Here is an 18631-nt window from a genome sequence, read left to right as displayed (position 1 = left end):
CCATGGGGGCAGGCCACGCGCACAAGCTGTACCGCCAAGGGCACTCGCCCGTGCACGCGCTCCCCGCGCACTGCAAGATCGCGGCCGTCTTCGGCTTCGTACTGATCGTCGTCTCCACGCCCCGCGAGGCGGTCTGGGCCTTCGGCCTGTACGCCGTCCTCCTCGCGGCGGTCGCGGCGGCGGCCCGCATCCCCGCCGGCTTCCTCCTCAAGCGCCTCCTCATCGAGGTGCCGTTCGTCGCCTTCGCGCTGCTCATGCCGTTCGTCGCCGAGGGCCCGCGGGTGCACGCCCTCGGCATGTCGCTCAGCGAGTCCGGCCTGTGGGGCGCCTGGAACATCCTCGCCAAGGGCACCCTCGGCGTCGCCGCGTCGGTGCTCCTCGCCTCCACCACCGAACTCCGCGCGCTCCTCCTCGGCCTGCAGCGCCTGAAGATGCCCCCGATGCTCGTCCAGATCGCGTCCTTCATGATCCGCTACGGCGACGTGATCACCGACGAGATGCGGCGGATGCGCATCGCCCGGGTCTCGCGCGGCTTCGAAGCGCGCGGCATCCGCCACTGGGGCGTGCTCGCCAAGTCGGCCGGCGCGCTCTTCATCCGCTCCTACGAGCGCGGCGAACGCGTCCACCTCGCCATGGTCAGCCGCGGCTACACCGGCACGATGCCGGTCACCGACGAAGTGACCGCCGACCGCGCCCAGTGGACCGCCGCCGCGCTCCTCCCCCTCGCCGCCCTCGCCGTCTGCCTCCTCGGATGGACCCTGTGAACACCACCGCCCCCTCCCTCGAAGTCGCCGGCCTCGCCTACGCCTACCCCGACGGCCACCAGGCCCTGTTCGGCGTCGACCTGACCGTCGCGCGCGGCGAGCGGGTGGCCCTGCTCGGCCCGAACGGCGCAGGCAAGACCACCCTCGTACTCCACCTCAACGGCATCCTCGAAGCGGGCGCCGGCACCGTCGCCGTCGCCGGCCTCCCGGTCGCCAAGCGCAACCTCGCGGAGATCCGCCGCCGCGTCGGCATCGTCTTCCAGGACCCCGACGACCAGCTCTTCATGCCGACCGTGCGGGAGGACGTCGCGTTCGGCCCCGCCGCCGCGGGCCTCCGGGGCGCGGAGCTGGAGGAACGTGTCATCGAGGCGCTCGACCGGGTCGGCATGGCCGACTTCGCCGACCGGCCCCCGCACCACCTCTCGTTCGGCCAGCGCCGCCGGGTCGCGGTGGCCACGGTCCTCGCCATGCGCCCCGAGATCCTCGTCCTGGACGAGCCCTCCTCCAACCTCGACCCGGCCTCCCGCCGCGAACTCGCCGACGTACTGCGGTCCCTGGACGTCACGGTCCTGATGGTCACCCACGACCTGCCGTACGCGCTGGAGCTCTGCCCCCGCTCCGTCGTCCTCTCCGGCGGGGTCATCGCCGCCGACGGCCGCACCCAGGAGCTGCTCTGCGACGCGGAGCTGATGGCCGCCCACCGCCTCGAACTGCCTTTCGGCTTCGATCCCCGCTCGGTGACCGCCCCGGTGTGACATGCCCGCGGCGGTTCCTGTGACCCTCCCCACGGCCGACGGGTTCCTGGTCATCAGCACTGATCGGCGCGTTGCACCATGGATGGGTCACAAACGCGACGGATGAGTGGGAAGCGGGAACAGTGGTGGACGTCCACGGCACGGTCGAGGCCGGCTACGAGCCGGTCCGCGATGCCTTCGCGGCGAACTTCGCGCGGCGCGGCGAGCGTGGGGCGGCGGTCGCCGCCTACCGGCACGGGCGCAAGGTCGTCGATCTGTGGGCCGGCGACCGCGACGGCGACGCGGCTGCCGTGGGTACCGAAGCCCCCTGGGAAGAGGGCACCGCGCAGCTCGTCCGCTCCGCGACCAAGGGCGTCGCCGCCGTCGTCCCGCTCCTCCTCCACCAGCGCGGCCAGCTCGACCTGGACGCGCCGGTCGGCACGTACTGGCCCGAGTACAAGGCCGCCGGCAAGGAACGCACGCTGGTCCGCCACCTGCTCTCGCACCGCGCGGGAGTACCGGTACTGGACACCCCGCTCACCCCCGCCGAGGCCGTCGACGGCGTCAGCGGCCCGGCCGCGGTGGCCGCGCAGGCCCCGGCCTGGACCCCCGGCACGGACCACGGCTACCACGCCCAGACGTACAGCTGGCTCCTCTCGGAGCTGGTCCTGCGGGTCACCGGCCGCACGATCGGCGCGTTCGTCGCCGAGGAGATAGCCGGGCCGCTCGGCCTGGACCTGTGGATCGGCCTCCCCGAGGAGGAGGCCGCCCGCGGCCGCGCCGGACGGCTCGCCGAGATCACCCCGCCGCCCGCCCCCGAGGGCGCGGGCCTGCGCGTACGGCCCAAGCGGGCCGTGGCCGAGGCGTACGACGACCCCGCCTCGCTCACCCGACGGGCCTTCGCGGCAATCTCCCCGCACGCCGACGAGAACGCCCCCGAGTTCCGCGCCGCACAGCTCCCCGGCTCCAACGGCATCGCCACGGCGCGCTCTTTGGCCCGTCTGTACGCGGCGCTCATCGGCCCCGTGGACGGCCACCCCCGCCTCTTCGCGCCCGCGACCCTGACGCTGGCCCGTACGGAGGAGTCCGCGGGTCCGGACCGTACGCTCATCGCCTCCTCGCGCTTCGGCCTGGGCTACATGCTGCACGGCCCCACGGCCCCGCTGCTCGCCCCCGGCTCGTTCGGCCACCCGGGCCGCGGCGGCGCCCTCGCCTTCGCCGACCCCGAGTCGGGCCTCTCCTTCGGCTACATCACCAACGGCATGCAGAAGAACGTCACGGCGGACCCGCGCGCGCAGGCGCTGGTCCGCGCGCTGCGGACGACGGTCTGAGGCTGCGGACGACGGTCTGAGGCCCGCGCCTAACTTGTGTGCAGCATCAGCCCGATGCCGACGACCATCAGCCCCGCCGCCGCGATCCGCGGTGCCCCGAAGCGTTCCTTCATGAAGATCGCGCCGATCGCGGCGCCGACGATGATCGAGGACTCGCGGAGCGCCGCGATCGGTGCGAGCGGCGCGCGGGTCTGCGCCCACAGGACCAGTCCGTACGCGAAGACCGAGAGCACGCCGCCGAGCAGCCCGCGGGCGGCGAACGGGCGCAGCTCGGCGAGGAGCGCGCGGCGCCGCGAGACCACCGCGTACGCGGGGATCGCGAGGCCCTCCAGGAGCATCAGCCAGCCGATGTAGCCCAGCGGTGTTCCGGAAGCGCGGACGCCCACGCCGTCGACCGTCGTGTACGAGGCGATCGCCAGGCCCGTGGCGACCGCGGCGATGACCGCGGGCCAGTGCGGCCGGGTACCGGAGCCGCGGATGCCCCACAGGGCGACGCCGAGGAGGCCGGCGGAGGCCAGCGCGACGCCGGTCAGGGCCCAGGCGTCGGGCAGTTCACCGACGAAGACTGCGGCGAGGACGGTGACCACGAGCGGCGCGGTGCCGCGCGCGATCGGGTACATCTGCCCGAAGTCGCCGAGCCGGAAGGACTGCATGAGCAGCGCCTGGTAGACGACGTGCAGGATTGCCGAGGCGATGAGCAGGGGCCAGGCGCCGGCGGCGGGGAGCGGCGATATCGCGGCGAGCACCGCACCGCAGACGGCGCCGCCGGAGCCGACGAGGGTGAAGGCGAGCAACTGGTCCTTGATGCCGTGCGCGATCGCGTTCCAGGCGGCGTGGGTGACGGCGGCGGTCAGTACCGCGGCGACGACGAGCGGGGTCACGAAGTGTGCTCGCGGACGTCCACGACGCGGCCGCCGGCGTGCTCGACGAGCGACTTGGGGTCGAGCGGGAAGACGGTGTGCGGGGTGCCGGCGGCGGCCCAGACCGTGCCGTGGGCCAGCAGTCCCTGGTCGGCCAGGACGGTGGTGCGGGTGCGGTGGCCGAAGGGCGGTACGCCGCCGATCGCGTAGCCGGTCGTCTCGCGGACGAGATCGGCGTCGGCGCGGCCGACGTGCTGCGCGCCCAGCTCGGCGCGGACCTTGTCGAGGTCGACCCGGGAGGCCCCGTCCATGAGCACGAGAACGGGCACCCCGTCCGCTTCAAAGATCAGGGACTTGACGATCTCGGAGGGCTCGCAGCCGACAGCGGCGGCGGCCTGCGCCGCGGTGCGGGTGGCGTCGGGGAAGCGGCGTACCTCGACTTCGAGGCCCAGCTCGCGCAGGGCGGCGGCGAACAGGGGGTGAGCGTCGGCTGAAGTACTCATGGCCCGCACGCTAGCGAAAGCTGTACGGGCCATGCGACCGGAAAAGGGGGCCGTCCGCGATGTGGACGGCCCCCTTCCGGAGGACTGGGTGCTGCTGTCAGCCCTGGTTGAGGATGGCGCGGACCACCGGGCCCGCGTTGTCGCCGCCGTGGCCACTGGCCGGGACGACGGCCGAGGCAGCGAGGTCACCGTTGTAGGCGGTGAACCAGGCGTTCGGCTTCTTCTGGTTGTCGACCTCGGCCGAGCCGGTCTTGGCGCCGATGTCACCGCTGAGGCCCGACATCGCCTTGGCGCCGGTGCCGGACGTGGCGGTCAGCTTCATCAGGGACTTCATCGCGGACGCGGTGGCCGGCTTCATGTTCCGGGAAGCCTTGGCGAGCGTCCGGTTGTCGATGTCCGGGGAGACCAGGTACGGCTGGCGGAAGCTGCCGGACTGGACGGTCGCCGCGATGGAGGCGACGTTCAGCGGGTTCATCCGGACCCCGCCCTGGCCGATGAGCGAGGCGGCCATCTGGGCGTCGCTCTGCACCGGGACGTTGCCGTCGAAGCTGGGGATGCCGGTGTTCCAGGTCATGCCGAGGCCGAAGACGTCCCGGGCCTGCTTGGTCAGGTCGTCGTCCTTCAGCTTCTCGGCCTGCGAGATGAAGGCGTTGTTGCAGGAGGACGCGAAGCTCTGCGCGAAGGTCCCGTCCTTGATCTCGGTCTTGTTGAGGTTCTGGAACTTCCAGCCGCCGTACGTCACGTACTTCGCGCACGGGTGCTTCTTGTTCGGAGAGGTCAGGCCCTTGTCGATGAGCATCGACGCGGTGACGACCTTCATCGTGGAGCCGGGGGCCAGCGAGCCCTGCGTGGCGACGTTGAAGCCCTTCTCGGGCGCGCTGGCGATGGCCAGGATCTCGCCGGTGCTGGGCTTGACGGCGACCGCCGACGCCTTCTTCTTCGCGGCGACCGCCTTCTGCGCGGCGGCCTGGATCTTGGCGTCCAGGGTGGTCTTCAGCGTGCCGGGGGTGCCCTTGGAAAGCACCTTCAGCGTCTGGTCCGGCTTCTGGGCGGCCTTGTTGTCGCTCTTGGCGCGCTCGATGAAGAACTCGATGCCCGGGGTGCCGCCGGCCTTCTCGCCGTACTTGTCGCGCAGGCTGGCGAGGATGCCGGCCAGCTCCGGGTTGCTGTCCTTGGTGATCTCGGTGCCGTTGCGGTCCACCGCCTTGATGGGCGGCGCCTCGCCCTCGCCCGTGCGCAGCGTGTCGCCCTCGCCGAGCCCGGGGTGCACGATCGTGGGCCGCCAGGCGACGACCGGCTCACCGGTGTCCTTGTCCCGCTCGACGGTGAGGGAGGTGGCGTACGAGACGGCCGCGCTCTTGCCCTGGTACGAGATCTGCCCGGACACCTGGTACGGCACCACGTCGCCCTTGCGGGTCCCGGGGGTCAGCTTCAGCTGACTGATGTGGGCCTGCTTGGCGACACCGGTCAGCGCCGTGGTGGCCGCCTCCGTGTTGTCGGTCAGCTTCGCGGCCTCGGCGACCTCGCCCGACTGCCAGGCGTTCAGGAAGCCCGTGGCGGCGGTCTTCACTTCCTTCGCGGAGAGCGGCCCGGTCTTCACCGTCGCGCCGCCGTCAGCGGACTTCCCGTCCGCCGACATGACTTCCTGCTGCGGGGCCTCGTCATCGGATCCCATCAGGGTGTACCCGCCGACGCCTCCCGCGACCAGGGCGATCGCCCCGCCGATCAGCCCGTACCTCACCTCGCGGCGCATGACTTACCGTTCCCCTCCCGAAGAAGCCTGGTCGTCCTTGGGACACGCACACAAGAACGTGCAGCGCACTCTATGGGACACGGGGTATTGGAGTGACCCTCGCGCGTCTCGTTCCGGCATCGGTCCGGTGACACGCAGTCGATGTGCCGGTCACGGAAAAGTCACAGCCGATCCCGGTGTACTCACCACACGCCCACCGTGCCCAGGCACGCAACCATATCCGCCGCTACCGACCGCCCCTGGAACCGCCTACGGAACCGCCCCGCATGGCCTCCCTCACACGTGGCCCGGCACGACCCCGACCTGTTACGGTGCCCCGCCCGCGCGTGCCGCCCCGCTCTTCAACCGCTCGCCGGACGCGAGACCCACTCGCCCACTATTGACGCCTTTACAGGGCAGCGGCAGCATTTTCGGTGGAGCGTTGTCCTCGTTGAAGCAGGGAAGAGTTCTGGGCTCGGTCGCATCCGACATATCGCGAATCCGAGCACCTTTTTCTTCACCTACTGCGCGTGGCCGGCCAAGCGGACTCGGCGTGGCGGGCGGTACGCGTAGATAAATTCATCGGGCGGGAAACCTGATGAGGTGACACCGGTGTTCTTGAGCCGTTTCTCCGGTCCCAAAAGCACGGTCACCGCGGCGGTGACCTTCGGCGCCATCGGATTATTGGCCTTCTGGCTGGGGAGTCGCGACGCGCTGGCGGCGCGAAATATTCCGTATCGCGTCCTCGGTGTGATGTTCACCTTCGCTTCCGTCATGCTCCTGGCCGCTGCGGCATTCCTCGTCCGCCCGGCGTGGCGCGAGTCCTGCGGTCGGGTGGGTGCGGTACTGGCTTGCGGTGCGGGGGTTTTCGTCGGGGGAGTCCTCTGCTTCCTTCAGTTCACGGTGCCGGGGGCTTCGGAGCTCCGTCGCTGGCTCCAGTTCGGCCTGTGGGTGGTGGTCGTGCTCGCGTCGGTTGCTGCACTTCTGCTCGCCTGGACGTCCACCGAGGCACCGGAACGGCTCAGGTTCGGTCGCGTGGCCGGCGGGCTCGCGGCGGTCGGAGTCACCGGGGCCGCGCTGTGGGGCGGCGTCAACTGGTGGTACCAAAACCAGTATCTGCCCGGGACGGTGGCCCCGACGCTGACGGTGAACGCCAAGCTGAAGGAGCAGTTGCCACCCCGGGGCGAACCCTCGGACATGCGCACGTTCCGAGCGACGGCGACCATCAAGAACACCGGAGGCATCAGGGTGCAGGTCGTCTCGTCCATCTACCAGGTGACCCGGGAAATCATCGGGAAGCCTCCTCCGAATGCCACGGCGGAGGGCTCGGAGAGAGAAGAGGCGTTCGGTGATGCCTGCTTCTGGCGGCAGTACACCGTCGCCCAGGAAGAAGCGTATACAGGTTGCTGGGAGGGGTACAAGGCTCAGCTGAACGATCCGCAAGCGCTTCCGGTGCCGGCCATTTCACGCTTCACGGTGAACACGTCGAGCGCGGTGCTCGAATACGGCAGGCCGCTCGAATACGGCTCTTGGTTCGAGTCGGGTGAGGAAGACACCGCCAATTTCCTCGTTCGCGTGCCGAACGACCGCCGGCTGGACAAGGACAACCTGCGGTTCCGGCTGGATCTTGTGATCGCCAAAGGAGCGCGGCTCGCCCTTCATTCCTCGCACAGCCTCCGGCCGACGCATGTGCCGTACGCCGCGGTGACCGCCGAGGAACGGGAAAACATCAGGAACATCCGTAGGGACTACACGACATTCCCGCATGCCTATCCGCATCAATACATCGTCTCGGCATGGGAGATCAGGTCGTTGGGTGCCGTGCAGCGGCTCCTGACGGGACCTCCTCAGTCCGTGGGTGTCATGGACGTGCTCCAGAGCAGGACGTGCATGCAGGCGGCCGAGACGAAGGACGACCGCTACCGGGCGGCAACGGGTAATTTCTGTTCCGAGCGGGCCTGGGACGCTCCGTACCCGGTGGTCTGCATCAGCTCGGCCGACTGGCTCGCGCAGCCGAGCGGTGATGCGTTCGTCTATCGCGACCCCTCGCGAATCTGCCCGCTGGCTGTGAGTTCCGACCGCCGGGTCGAGCGGGAGGAAAGGAAAAAGGAGGAGTGGTACGGCCTGAATCACTCGGCAGGGCAGGACACGATTTCCCTGCGGCCGTCGGGTGACCTCCCGGAGCGGGCCACGAAACCATCGAAGAACGACGTGCTGAAGATGACCAACTGGACAGTCCAGGCCCCCCAGGAAGAAGTGAGCGCCTGTCGAAGCGCGGCGGACCGGGCCGACGCGATACTGGACTCCGGTCGGAAGATCGAGGGCGCCTTGCGCGAGCACAAGAGGGTCATGGACAGGCTGGCGCGCGGGGACATCACCTCCGCACAGGCGTGGACACAGGGAGAGCCATCGGTCGAAGCAGGGGCACAGGCGTCCGCGGCCTTCGCCTCGCAGCGCGCTGATTTCAACAGCGCGGTCAAGGAGTGCCACGAGAAGGGCGGAGAGGCGAGTGCCGGACTCACGGCCGGGGAGAAGGTGGCGTTGTGGCCGTCGTGCCGGGTCGGTATCGACGCGGCACAGGAAGCGGTCCACCATGCGGCAGACCTCAGGACCCTCTTCGCCGAGCACGTCCGCATCATGGGCATGGACCTCCCTCTGGAGCAGAGTCAACGCCCGCTGGTGAGGGGAGTGGCCGAGGCGTACGAGTTCGACGCCGCGCTGGGGAAATACCGAGACATCGCGCCCTACATCGGCTGTGTCGGCGGGAAGTAGCCACCCCGCCGTCAGGGCATCAGCGTGCCTACACCCAGGTGTCCAGCCACATCCGGGCCTGCCATGCGCTCTTGGGGATCGGTAGCCCTGTGTATACGGGATAGAAATAAATGAAGTTCCACACAATGAGCAGGACCAGGATGCCTGCCGCTACGATGCCCGCCGCGCGGCGCCGCTCGCCGGTGAGGAGCAGCCTCGATTCCGTGCCGGGGTCGTCCTGGGGGCGTCCGATGACCGCGCCGAACATCATGGCCAGCGCCAGGCAGAGGAACGGCACGAAGACGACCGCATAGAAGAGGAAGATCGTGCGCTCCTGGTAGAAGAACCAGGGGAGATAGCCCGCCGCGATGCCGCAGGCGATCGCGCCGGCCCGCCAGTCCCGCTTGAACAGCCAGCGGTAGAGGACGTAGAGCAGCGCGAAGCAGCCGGCCCACCACAGGAGCGGGGTGCCGAGCGCGAGGACCTCGCGGGCGCAGCCCTCCGCCGCGGTGCAGCCGTCCTGGCCGGCCTTGGGGTCCTCGTAGAAGTAGGAGACGGGGCGGCCCAGGACCAGCCAGCTCCAGGGGTTGGACTGGTAGGTGTGCGTGCTGGTCAGGTGGGTGTGGAACTCGTACACCTCGTGCTGGTAGTGCCACAGGCTGCGCAGCCAGTCCGGCAGCCAGGTCCAGCCGGCGGCGCGGCCGTCGGCGGTGGTGGCCCAGTCGCGGTAGTAGCCGCCCTTGGTGACGATCCAGCCGGTCCAGGACACGAGGTAGGTGGCCGCGGCGAGGACGACGGTGGAGAGGAACGCGGGCAGCACGTCGCGGCGGAGGGCCGAGCGGTACGGACGGCGGGCGCCCGCCGTGCGCCGGGCGCCGGCGTCCCACAGGACCGACATCAGGGCGAAGGCGGCGAGAAAGTACAGACCGTTCCACTTGGTCGCCGCGGAGAGGCCGAGGCAGAGCCCGGCCGCCAGCCGCCAGGGACGCCACCCGAGCCGCAGCCGGTCGCCGACCCCCTCGTCCGGGCGGGCCAGGCCGTCCTCCCCCAGAGGCAGTGCCGCGGCGAGCCGGGCGCGGGTGCGGTCCCGGTCGATCAGCAGACAGCCGAGGGCGGCCAGCGCCCAGAACATCACGATGATGTCGAGGAGGGCGGTGCGGCTCATGACGAAGTGCAGACCGTCCACGGCCAGCAGCAGGCCCGCCAGGCAGCCCAGGGTCGTGGAGCGCAGCAGGCGGCGGCCGATGCGGCAGAGCATCAGTACCGACAGGGTGCCGAGCAGGGCCGTCATGAAACGCCAGCCGAAGGGGTTCATGCCGAAGGCCCACTCGCCCAGCGCGATCAGCCACTTCCCGACGGGCGGGTGGACGACGTAGGAGTGCTCGGGGCTCAGCAGGATGCGGGACGGGTCGCCGACCAGCGCGTCGTTGGCGTTCTTCGCCCAGGTGCCCTCGTAGCCGTACTGCAGCAGGGACCAGGCGTCCTTGGGGTAGTACGTCTCGTCGAATATCACCTTGTCCGGGCTGCCCAGGCGCCAGAAACGCAGGATGCCGGCGAGCAGCGCGACCAGTACGGGCAGGCCCCACGCGGCCAGGCGGGCCGTGCCGTCGGAGACCCGCGGCACGGGGAAGGGTGCGAGGAGCCGGGTCCGCACGTCCCGCTCCGGGCATGCGGTGTAGCCGAAGCGGCGCAGCCGCCGCAGCCAGGCGGTCGGCGCCGGGACGCCGCCCTGGGGCGCCTGCGCGGCGCGGGCGGCGGTCCCGGCGGTCACCCGGGCCCTGCCGTGGTCGCCGGCGCGCCGGTCGTTGGTCGCGGTGTCACTCGTCACCGGGCCATCGTAGGGAAGCGGCCTGTGAGAGGCCCGTCTCTCCGCGCGGCGGGAAGGATGCCGGTCCGCCTGAAAGGATGGGCCCGTGACTGGAACGCTCGTACTCGCAGGGACCCCCATCGGTGACACCGAGGACGCGCCGCCGCGGCTGGCCGCCGAGCTGCTCGCCGCCGACGTGATCGCGGCCGAGGACACCCGCAGGCTGCGCCGCCTGACGACCGCGCTGGGGGTGCACACCACGGGGCGGGTGGTGTCGTACTTCGAGGGGAACGAGTCGGCGCGCACCCCGGAGCTGGCCGACGCGCTCGAAGGCGGTGCGCGGGTGCTGCTGGTCACCGACGCGGGCATGCCCTCGGTCTCCGACCCCGGCTACCGCCTGGTGGCCGCGGCGGTGGAGCGCGGCGTGAAGGTGACGGCCGTGCCCGGCCCGTCGGCCGTGCTCACCGCGCTCGCCGTCTCCGGGCTGCCGGTGGACCGTTTCTGCTTCGAGGGCTTCCTGCCCCGGAAGGCGGGGGAGCGGACCGGCCGGCTCAAGGAGTCCGCCGACGAGCGGCGCACGCTCGTCTACTTCGAGGCGCCGCACCGGCTGGCCGACACCCTCGCCGCGATGGCGGAGGTCTTCGGCAAGGACCGGCGCGCCGCCGTCTGCCGCGAGCTGACGAAGACGTACGAGGAGGTGCGCCGCGGCCCGCTGGAGGAGCTGGCCGAGTGGGCGGCCGACGGCGTACGCGGCGAGATCACCATCGTGGTGGAGGGGGCGCCCGAGCCGGGGCCCGGCGATCTGGCCCCCGAGGAGCTGGTGCGCCGGGTGCGGGTCCGTGAGGAGGCCGGGGAGCGGCGCAAGGAGGCCATCGCGGGGGTCGCGGCCGAGGCCGGCGTACCCAAGCGGGAGGTCTTCGACGCGGTCGTGGCGGCGAAGAACGCGGAGCGCGGTGATTCTCGTGCGGGTAAATGACCGGTCCGAAAGGTAAAGAGCAGGTCCGCTCGGTGAGGTTCTTTCCCTCGGCACGCTCAAATCTGTGCCAATAGGAGGAACCTTTGCTGCGTCGCGGCTCGGAAAGGCGTCCACTGGAACAGGGGCGTCCGTCCCCGAGAGCTTGTCCGGCGGACAAGAGGAGCTGCGATGACTGAATCCGTGGAAACCGCGAGCGGGACCCCGCGCACGCCCAGGACCGAACCCGCCGCGCACGAGGCGTACTCCTTCGCCTGTATGAAATGCGGGCACGGCTGGGAGCAGTCCTACGACATCGAGCACCACGTGGACGTGTCCGGCGCTCCGCGCGTCGTCTACTACACGGACGGCGAGCGCGTCCCCTCGCCGCTGACCAGGCCCACCTGCCGGCAGTGCGGCGGGCATCTGGTCCGGATCATGCGGGCCGGCCAGGTTTCCATGGTCTCGGCCGCCGCCGAGCGCCTCTACGCGCCGCGCAAGCCGCAGCCCACGACCGGTCCGGCCGGCGACCCGGGCGACTCCGGCGACTCCCGCGGTGACGCCTCCGCGCGGCGCGGCCACCACCACTGGCACCTGTCCGACCTGCTCCACCCCTTCCAGCACCACCGCAGGTAGCCCGGTGCCGCGGGGCTCATAGGATCGAGGTATGAGCTCGAAGGACGCACCGCCGCCGCTGCCCGAACCGCTGGGGGTCTCCGTAGCGGACTCGCACACCCACCTCGACATGCAGTCCGGCACGGTCGAGGAAGCGCTCACCAAGGCCGCCGCCGTCGGCGTGACGACGGTGGTCCAGGTGGGGTGCGATGTGAAGGGCTCGCGGTGGGCAGCGGAGACCGCCGCCGCGCACGACGCGGTGCACGCGGCGGTGGCGCTGCATCCGAACGAGGCGCCGCGCATCGTTCTGGGCGACCCCGACGGCTGGTCCCGGCAGGGGGCGCGCGAGCCCGGCGGCGACGCGGCGCTGGACGAGGCGCTCGCGGAGATCGACGCGCTGGCCGCGCTGCCGCACGTCCGCGGCGTCGGCGAGACCGGTCTGGACTACTTCCGTACCGGCCCCGAGGGCATGGCCGCGCAGGAACGGTCCTTCCGCGCGCACATCGAGATCGCCAAGCGGCACGGCAAGGCCCTGGTCATCCACGACCGGGAGGCGCACGACGACGTGCTGCGGGTGCTGCGCGAGGAGGGCGCGCCCGAGCGGACCGTCTTCCACTGCTACTCGGGCGACGCGGAGATGGCGAAGGTGTGCGCCGAGGCCGGGTACTTCATGTCCTTCGCCGGGAACGTCACGTTCAAGAACGCCCAGCCGCTGCGGGACGCGCTGGCCGTCGCCCCGGCCGAGCTGGTGCTCGTCGAGACCGACGCCCCCTTCCTGACCCCCGCGCCGTACCGCGGTCGGCCTAACGCGCCGTACCTCATTCCGGTCACGCTGCGGGCCATGGCCGAGGTCAAGGGCATGGACGAGGACGCGCTGGCCACGGCCGTCGCGGCCAACACGGCCCGCGCTTTCGACTACTGAGCCACCGTCAGTAGCCACCCTGAGTAGTCGCGCGACTTTGGGGAGTGATCCCCCTCTCCGCTACATTCCGGCCGTCAACCGGTCCCGGGCACGTGGAGCGTCGTGAGTCATTCGCAGGGATACGGATACGGATACGGGCTGCCGCAGTCGTACGACGGGACGGAGGGCCCCCGGACCCAGGGCTACGGTCCGTACGGACCGCCGGACGAGGCCCAGGTGTACGACACGTACGTCGCGCAGTCGTACGCACCGCCGCAGTCGTACGCACCGCCCCCGCCCCAGTCGTACGCACCGTGGCTGCCCGAACCGCGGCTCCCCGATGTGCCCCTCCCTGACCCGCAGTCGTACGAACCGCAGCAGCCGTACGAACCGACGCACCCCGAGCCGCAGTCGTACGACCGGCCGCCGGTCACCGGGGGCCGGACGGCGGGCCGGGCCGCCGCCCGGCGCGCGGCCCGCCGCAAGCGGTTCGTCGAGCGGCCCGAAGGGCTGCGCAGGCTCGTCCCGCAGGCGCTGGTCGTCGCGTTCCTCGCGGGCGGCACCACCGCGTTCGTCGCGCACGACAAGGCCGTACGCCTCAGCGTCGACGGCGACCCGCGGCGGCTGCACACCTTCGCCGGGGACGTCGGCGAGCTGCTGGCCTCCGAAGGCGTGCCGATCGGCCCGCACGACATCGTCGCGCCCGGCCCGGACGCCGCGCTGACCAGCGGCGACGAGGTGGCCGTGCGGTACGGCCGGCCCGTCGTGCTCACCGTGGACGGCCACCGCCGCCGGGTGTGGACCACCGCGCGCACCGTCGAGGGCGCGCTGCGCCAGCTCGGCGTGCGGGCCGAGGGCGCGTACATCTCCGCCTCCCGGTCGCTGCCCATCGCACGGCACGGCATCGAGCTGGCCGTACGCACCGAGCGCACGGTGACCTTCATGGCCGACGGCCGTGCGCACAGCATCCGCACCAACGCCGCCACCGTGCGCGCGGCGCTCGCCCGCGCCGGCATCGCGCTGCGTGGCCAGGACACCACCTCCGTACCGCTGGACAGCTTCCCGCGCGAGGGCCAGACCATCTCCGTGCTGCGCGTCACCGGCTCCCGCGAGGTCCGCGAGGAGCCGATCGCCTACGAGACCCGGCGCGTCCCCGACGCCACGCTCTTCAAGGGCACCGAGTCGGTGGTCCAGCAGGGCCACCAGGGCGTGCGCCGGGTCACCTACCAGCTGCGTACCGTCAACGGTGTCCGGCAGCGGCCGCGGCTGCTGCGCCAGGAGGTGATCACCGCGCCCCGGAGCGAAATCGTGCACGTGGGCACCGCGCCCGTGCCCACCAGTGTGTCCGGTGCCGACCATCTGAACTGGCAGGGCCTCGCGCAGTGCGAGACCGGCGGCCGGGCCGACGCGGTCGATCCCTCGGGCACGTACGGCGGGCTGTACCAGTTCGACCGCCCCACCTGGCACTCCCTCGGCGGCAGCGGCGCCCCGCAGGACGCGCCTCCCGCCGAGCAGACCTACCGGGCCAAGAAGCTGTACGTCAGCCGGGGGGCGAGCCCGTGGCCCGTGTGCGGCCGTAAGCTTCACCAGTGACCAACAGCAGCACCGATGAGCCCGGCCCGCTTCTGGGCCCCGCCGACATCCGCGAACTGGCCGCGACGCTCGGCGTGCGCCCCACCAAGCAGAAGGGCCAGAACTTCGTCATCGACGCCAACACCGTCCGCCGGATCGTGCGGACGGCCGAAGTGCGCCCCGACGACGTGGTCGTCGAGGTCGGGCCGGGCCTCGGCTCGCTGACCCTGGCTCTGCTGGAGGCCGCCGACCGGGTCACGGCCGTGGAGATCGACGACGTACTGGCGGCCGCGCTGCCCGCGACGGTCGAGGCCCGGATGCCGGAGCGCGCCGACCGGTTCGCGCTCGTGCACTCCGACGCGATGAAGGTCACCGAGCTGCCGGGCCCGCCGCCCACCGCCCTGGTCGCCAACCTCCCGTACAACGTCGCCGTCCCGGTCCTGCTCCACATGATGGCGACCTTCCCGACCATCGAGCGCACGCTCGTCATGGTCCAGTCCGAGGTCGCCGACCGGCTCGCGGCCCGCCCCGGCAACAAGGTCTACGGCGTGCCGTCGGTCAAGGCCAACTGGTACGCCGAGGTCAAGCGGGCCGGCGCGATCGGCCGGAACGTCTTCTGGCCCGCGCCCAACGTCGACTCCGGACTGGTCTCCCTCGTCCGTCGCGAGGCGCCGCTCGAAACCACCGCCAGCCGCGACGAGGTCTTCGCCGCCGTGGACGCGGCCTTCGCGCAGCGCCGCAAGACGCTGCGCTCCGCGCTCGCCGGCTGGGCGGGCTCGGCCGCCGCCGCCGAGGCCGCGCTGGTCGCCGCGGGCGTCTCGCCGCAGGCCCGGGGCGAGGCCCTGACCGTCGAAGAATTCGCCCGCATCGCCGAGCACAAGGAAGCCGCAGCCCAGTGACCCCGTCCAGCCCCCGCGCCGTCACCGTCCGCGTCCCCGCCAAGGTCAACGTCCAGCTGGCGGTCGGCGCCGCACGCGCCGACGGCTTCCACGACCTGGCCAACGTCTTCCTCGCCGTCGGCCTGTACGACGAGGTCACCGCGGTGCCCGCCGACACCCTGACGATCACCTGCGAGGGCCCGGACGCCGGGCAGGTCCCGCTGGACCGTACGAACCTCGCGGCCCGCGCCGCCGAGCTGCTGGCCGCCCGGCACGGCATCGAGCCGCGCGTCCACCTGCACATCGCCAAGGACATCCCGGTCGCGGGCGGCATGGCCGGCGGCAGCGCGGACGGCGCGGGCGCGCTGCTCGCCTGCGACGCGCTGTGGGGGACCGGCGCCACCCGCGAGGAACTGCTCGACATCTGCGCCGAGCTGGGCAGTGACGTGCCGTTCAGCCTGGTCGGCGGGGCCGCGCTGGGCACGGGGCGGGGCGAGCGGCTGACGCCGCTGGAGACCGGCGGCACGTTCCACTGGGTCTTCGCGGTCGCCGACGGCGGGCTGTCCACGCCCGCGGTCTACCGCGAGTTCGACCGCCTCACCGAGGGCACCGACGTGCCCGCGCCCGAGGCGTCCCCGGCCCTGCTGGACGCGCTGCGCTCGGGCGACACGGCCGCGCTGGCCAAGTCCCTCTCCAACGACCTCCAGCCCGCCGCCCTCTCGCTCTTCCCCTCGCTCGCCGCGACCCTGGAGGCGGGCACGAAGGCGGGCGCCCTGGCCGCCCTGGTCTCCGGCTCCGGCCCGACCACGGCCTTCCTCGCCGCGGACGCGGCTTCCGCTTCCGCGGTCGCCGACGCCCTTCTGGCCTCCGGTACGTGCCGCACCGCACGCGTCGCGGCAGGCCCGGCCCCGGGCGCGACGCTCATCGGCTGAGCACGGTCCCCGGTACCGGTCACCCACGCGATGCGGGGGTGACCGGTGTGCCGGACTAGGCTGGAAGGCCGACCGATGTGAAGCCCAGGAGTGAGATGGCCGCGAACCTCGTCAATCTGGAAGCCGTCAGCAAGGCGTACGCACTGCGCGCGCTGCTCGACGGCGTCTCCCTCGGCGTCAGCGAGGGCGACCGGATCGGCGTCGTCGGCCGCAACGGTGACGGCAAGACGACCCTGATCCGCATCCTCGCCCAGCTGGAGTCCCCGGACGACGGCCGCGTCACGCACGTCAACGGGCTGCGCCTCGGAGTGCTGACCCAGCACGACTCGCTGGACCCGGAGGCGACCGTCCGGCACGAGGTGATCGGCGACCTCGCCGACCACGAGTGGGCGGGCAACGCCAAGATCCGCGACGTGCTGACCGGCCTCTTCGGCGGCCTGGACCTGCCGGGCTTCGCGCAGGGCCTGGACACCGTCATCGGCCCGCTCTCCGGTGGCGAGCGGCGCCGCATCGCGCTCGCCAAGCTGCTCATCGCCGAGCAGGACCTGATCGTCCTCGACGAGCCGACCAACCACCTGGACGTCGAGGGCATCTCCTGGCTCGCGCGGCACCTCCGGGCCCGGCGCTCCGCGCTGGTGGTCGTCACCCACGACCGGTGGTTCCTGGACCAGGTCTGTACGCGCATGTGGGACGTGCAGCGCGGCGACGTCCACGAGTACGAGGGCGGCTACAGCGACTACGTGTTCGCGCGCGCCGAGCGGGAGCGCATCGCGGCCAGCGAGGAAGCCAAGCGGCAGAACCTCATGCGCAAGGAGCTGGCCTGGCTGCGGCGCGGTGCCCCGGCCCGTACGAGCAAGCCCCGCTTCCGCATCGAGGCCGCCAACGAGCTGATCGCGGACGTGCCGCCGCCCCGGGACAACGCCGAGCTGATGAAGTTCGCGAGCTCCCGGCTGGGCAAGACGGTCTTCGACCTGGAGGACGTGACCGTGCAGGCCGGGCCCAAGGTGCTGCTGAAGCACCTGACCTGGCAGCTCGGTCCCGGCGAGCGGGTCGGTCTGGTGGGTGTCAACGGCGCGGGCAAGACCTCGCTGCTGCGGGCGCTGGCCGACGCGGCGCGCACGCAGGGCGAGGCGCAGCCCGCCGGCGGCAAGATCATCGTCGGCAGGACCGTGAAGCTGGCCTACCTCTCGCAGGAGGTCGCGGAGCTGAAGCCCACCCTGCGGGTGCTGGAGGCCGTGCAGCAGGTCCGGGAGCGGGTGGACCTCGGCAAGGGCCGGGAGATGACCGCGGGCCAGCTCTGCGAGAAGTTCGGGTTCACGAAGGAGAAGCAGTGGACGCCGGTCGGCGACCTCTCCGGCGGTGAGCGCCGCCGCCTGCAGATCCTGCGGCTGCTGATGGACGAGCCGAACGTGCTCTTCCTCGACGAGCCCACCAACGACCTGGACATCGAGACGCTGACGCAGCTGGAGGACCTGCTCGACGGCTGGCCCGGCTCGCTGATCGTCATCAGCCACGACCGGTACTTCGTCGAGCGGACCACCGACCGGGTGTTCGCGCTGCTGGGCGACGCGACGCTGCGGATGCTGCCGCGCGGCCTGGACGAGTACATCGAGCGGCGGGAGCGGATGGCGCAGGCCGCCGCCCCGGCGCCGGCGGCAGCCGCGCCCAAGCAGAAGGCCGCCGCGGTGGACCGGGCGACGCAAAAGGAGCTGCAGAAGATCGAGCGGCAGCTGGACAAGATCGGTACGAAGGAGGCGAAGCTGCACACGCAGATCGCCGACAACGCCACCGACTTCGCCAAGGTCGCCGAACTGGACGCGCAGCTGCGGGAGCTGAGGGACGAGAAGGACGAGCTGGAGATGCGCTGGCTGGAGCTGGCGGAGGACGCGTAGCGGACGCTGCGGGCCCGGGGCGGCGGCGTGCGTAACGGGTGCGTCGCGGGAGTGTCCCGGGCCGGTCTCGCCCCTTTGGTGGCGGCGTACCGCACCGGTGCGGTGTCGGTGCCGAGTGGTACAAAGAACTCCCGCTCAACTGCCGTTAATTGCCGAGCCTTATGTCTGATTCACTCCATCCCGGGGGGCTTTGCCGCTCGGGGTCGCGGGGGAGGTCGATTCGGAGCCATGGGCCGGTGTGAAGAGGTAACGACCCGATGACCCAGCCGCCGCAGCCGCCACCACCGCCCGGTCAGCCGCCGTCCGGCGGCTTCGGCGCGCCCAAGGACCCTTCGTACGGCTACCCGCAGCAGCCCGGCCAGCAGCCGCCGCAGCCTGAGCAGCCGCCGAACCAGCCGCCGCAGGCC

Annotated in this window: 15 protein-coding genes; 11 read left to right on the top strand and 4 right to left on the bottom strand. The window is 71.7% G+C overall.

Annotation, left to right across the window (positions count from 1 at the left end):
• Positions 1-2: 2 nt before the first annotated feature.
• The 3 genes from cbiQ (at position 3) to CCS38_RS26415 (ending at position 2829) form a co-directional block, all read left to right on the top strand.
• Complete coding sequence (gene cbiQ / locus CCS38_RS26425; protein ID WP_223735826.1) at positions 3-764, top strand: cobalt ECF transporter T component CbiQ; 762 nt, start codon at positions 3-5, stop codon at positions 762-764.
• The gene (locus CCS38_RS26420) at positions 752-1519 is read left to right on the top strand and encodes an energy-coupling factor ABC transporter ATP-binding protein (RefSeq protein WP_223735825.1); all 768 of its coding nucleotides are present in this window, start codon (positions 752-754) and stop codon (positions 1517-1519) included. Before cbiQ ends, CCS38_RS26420 begins: the two co-directional genes overlap by 13 nt.
• Before the next feature lie 122 nt (positions 1520-1641).
• The gene (locus tag CCS38_RS26415) at positions 1642-2829 is read left to right on the top strand and encodes a serine hydrolase domain-containing protein (RefSeq protein WP_223735824.1); all 1188 of its coding nucleotides are present in this window, start codon (positions 1642-1644) and stop codon (positions 2827-2829) included.
• A 29-nt stretch (positions 2830-2858) separates the two neighbouring features.
• Here the strand turns inward: CCS38_RS26415 and CCS38_RS26410 are convergent, their stop codons facing one another.
• The 3 genes from CCS38_RS26410 to CCS38_RS26400 all read right to left on the bottom strand — a co-directional run bounded on the left by CCS38_RS26410 (position 2859) and on the right by CCS38_RS26400 (position 5945).
• A complete protein-coding gene (locus tag CCS38_RS26410; RefSeq protein WP_223735823.1) occupies positions 2859-3710 on the bottom strand; it encodes an EamA family transporter in 852 nt (283 codons plus the stop codon).
• A complete protein-coding gene (locus tag CCS38_RS26405) occupies positions 3707-4192 on the bottom strand; it encodes a YbaK/EbsC family protein (RefSeq protein WP_223735822.1) in 486 nt (161 codons plus the stop codon). Before CCS38_RS26405 ends, CCS38_RS26410 begins: the two co-directional genes overlap by 4 nt.
• A gap of 97 nt (positions 4193-4289) precedes the next feature.
• Complete coding sequence (locus CCS38_RS26400) at positions 4290-5945, bottom strand: penicillin-binding transpeptidase domain-containing protein (RefSeq protein ID WP_223735821.1); 1656 nt, start codon at positions 5943-5945, stop codon at positions 4290-4292.
• Positions 5946-6536: 591 nt separating this feature from the next.
• Here CCS38_RS26400 and CCS38_RS26395 point away from each other — a divergent pair.
• Positions 6537-8696 (top strand): ZIP family metal transporter, encoded by a 2160-nt coding sequence (locus CCS38_RS26395; RefSeq protein ID WP_223735820.1) that lies wholly within the window; start codon positions 6537-6539, stop codon positions 8694-8696.
• A gap of 28 nt (positions 8697-8724) precedes the next feature.
• On the opposite strand, the gene CCS38_RS26390 is transcribed toward CCS38_RS26395, so the two are convergent.
• Entirely contained in the window at positions 8725-10503 is a 1779-nt protein-coding gene (locus CCS38_RS26390) for a dolichyl-phosphate-mannose--protein mannosyltransferase (RefSeq protein WP_372457148.1), read from the bottom strand.
• Between the two features lie 85 nt (positions 10504-10588).
• On the opposite strand from CCS38_RS26390, the gene rsmI reads away from it, so the two are divergent.
• The 7 genes from rsmI (at position 10589) to CCS38_RS26355 (ending at position 18224) form a co-directional block, all read left to right on the top strand.
• Entirely contained in the window at positions 10589-11458 is an 870-nt protein-coding gene (gene rsmI, locus CCS38_RS26385; RefSeq protein WP_223735819.1) for a 16S rRNA (cytidine(1402)-2'-O)-methyltransferase, read from the top strand.
• Positions 11459-11626: 168 nt separating this feature from the next.
• Positions 11627-12070 (top strand): hypothetical protein, encoded by a 444-nt coding sequence (locus tag CCS38_RS26380; protein WP_223735818.1) that lies wholly within the window; start codon positions 11627-11629, stop codon positions 12068-12070.
• Positions 12071-12101: 31 nt separating this feature from the next.
• On the top strand, positions 12102-12971 hold the full coding sequence (locus CCS38_RS26375) for a TatD family hydrolase (protein WP_223735817.1): 870 nt from the start codon (positions 12102-12104) through the stop codon (positions 12969-12971).
• 102 nt (positions 12972-13073) lie between these two features.
• A complete protein-coding gene (locus CCS38_RS26370) occupies positions 13074-14543 on the top strand; it encodes a resuscitation-promoting factor (RefSeq protein ID WP_308050877.1) in 1470 nt (489 codons plus the stop codon).
• Positions 14540-15421 carry a 16S rRNA (adenine(1518)-N(6)/adenine(1519)-N(6))-dimethyltransferase RsmA gene (gene rsmA, locus CCS38_RS26365; RefSeq protein ID WP_030262089.1) on the top strand — a complete coding sequence of 294 codons (882 nt, stop codon included), beginning with the start codon at positions 14540-14542 and terminating at the stop codon, positions 15419-15421. The genes CCS38_RS26370 and rsmA overlap by 4 nt, the downstream gene beginning before the upstream one ends.
• A complete protein-coding gene (locus CCS38_RS26360) occupies positions 15418-16332 on the top strand; it encodes a 4-(cytidine 5'-diphospho)-2-C-methyl-D-erythritol kinase (protein WP_223735816.1) in 915 nt (304 codons plus the stop codon). The genes rsmA and CCS38_RS26360 overlap by 4 nt, the downstream gene beginning before the upstream one ends.
• 95 nt (positions 16333-16427) lie before the next feature.
• Positions 16428-18224 (top strand): ABC-F family ATP-binding cassette domain-containing protein, encoded by a 1797-nt coding sequence (locus tag CCS38_RS26355; RefSeq protein ID WP_223735815.1) that lies wholly within the window; start codon positions 16428-16430, stop codon positions 18222-18224.
• Positions 18225-18631: the final 407 nt, after the last annotated feature.

Source organism: Streptomyces purpurogeneiscleroticus (assembly GCF_020024005.1).
Lineage (GTDB): Bacteria > Actinomycetota > Actinomycetes > Streptomycetales > Streptomycetaceae > Streptomyces > Streptomyces purpurogeneiscleroticus.
Note: the sequence above shows the minus strand (reverse complement) of the source record. Positions and strands in the feature narration are given on the sequence as shown.

What these genes read in the sequence shown, in the direction of transcription:
- cbiQ (WP_223735826.1), top strand. Translation starts at nt 3, where the DNA reads ATGGGGGCAGGCCACGCGCACAAGCTGTACCGCCAAGGGCACTCGCCC.
- CCS38_RS26420 (WP_223735825.1), top strand. Translation starts at nt 752, where the DNA reads ATGGACCCTGTGAACACCACCGCCCCCTCCCTCGAAGTCGCCGGCCTC.
- CCS38_RS26405 (WP_223735822.1), bottom strand. Translation starts at nt 4,192, where the DNA reads ATGAGTACTTCAGCCGACGCTCACCCCCTGTTCGCCGCCGCCCTGCGC.
- CCS38_RS26400 (WP_223735821.1), bottom strand. Translation starts at nt 5,945, where the DNA reads ATGCGCCGCGAGGTGAGGTACGGGCTGATCGGCGGGGCGATCGCCCTG.
- CCS38_RS26380 (WP_223735818.1), top strand. Translation starts at nt 11,627, where the DNA reads ATGACTGAATCCGTGGAAACCGCGAGCGGGACCCCGCGCACGCCCAGG.
- CCS38_RS26375 (WP_223735817.1), top strand. Translation starts at nt 12,102, where the DNA reads ATGAGCTCGAAGGACGCACCGCCGCCGCTGCCCGAACCGCTGGGGGTC.
- CCS38_RS26355 (WP_223735815.1), top strand. Translation starts at nt 16,428, where the DNA reads ATGGCCGCGAACCTCGTCAATCTGGAAGCCGTCAGCAAGGCGTACGCA.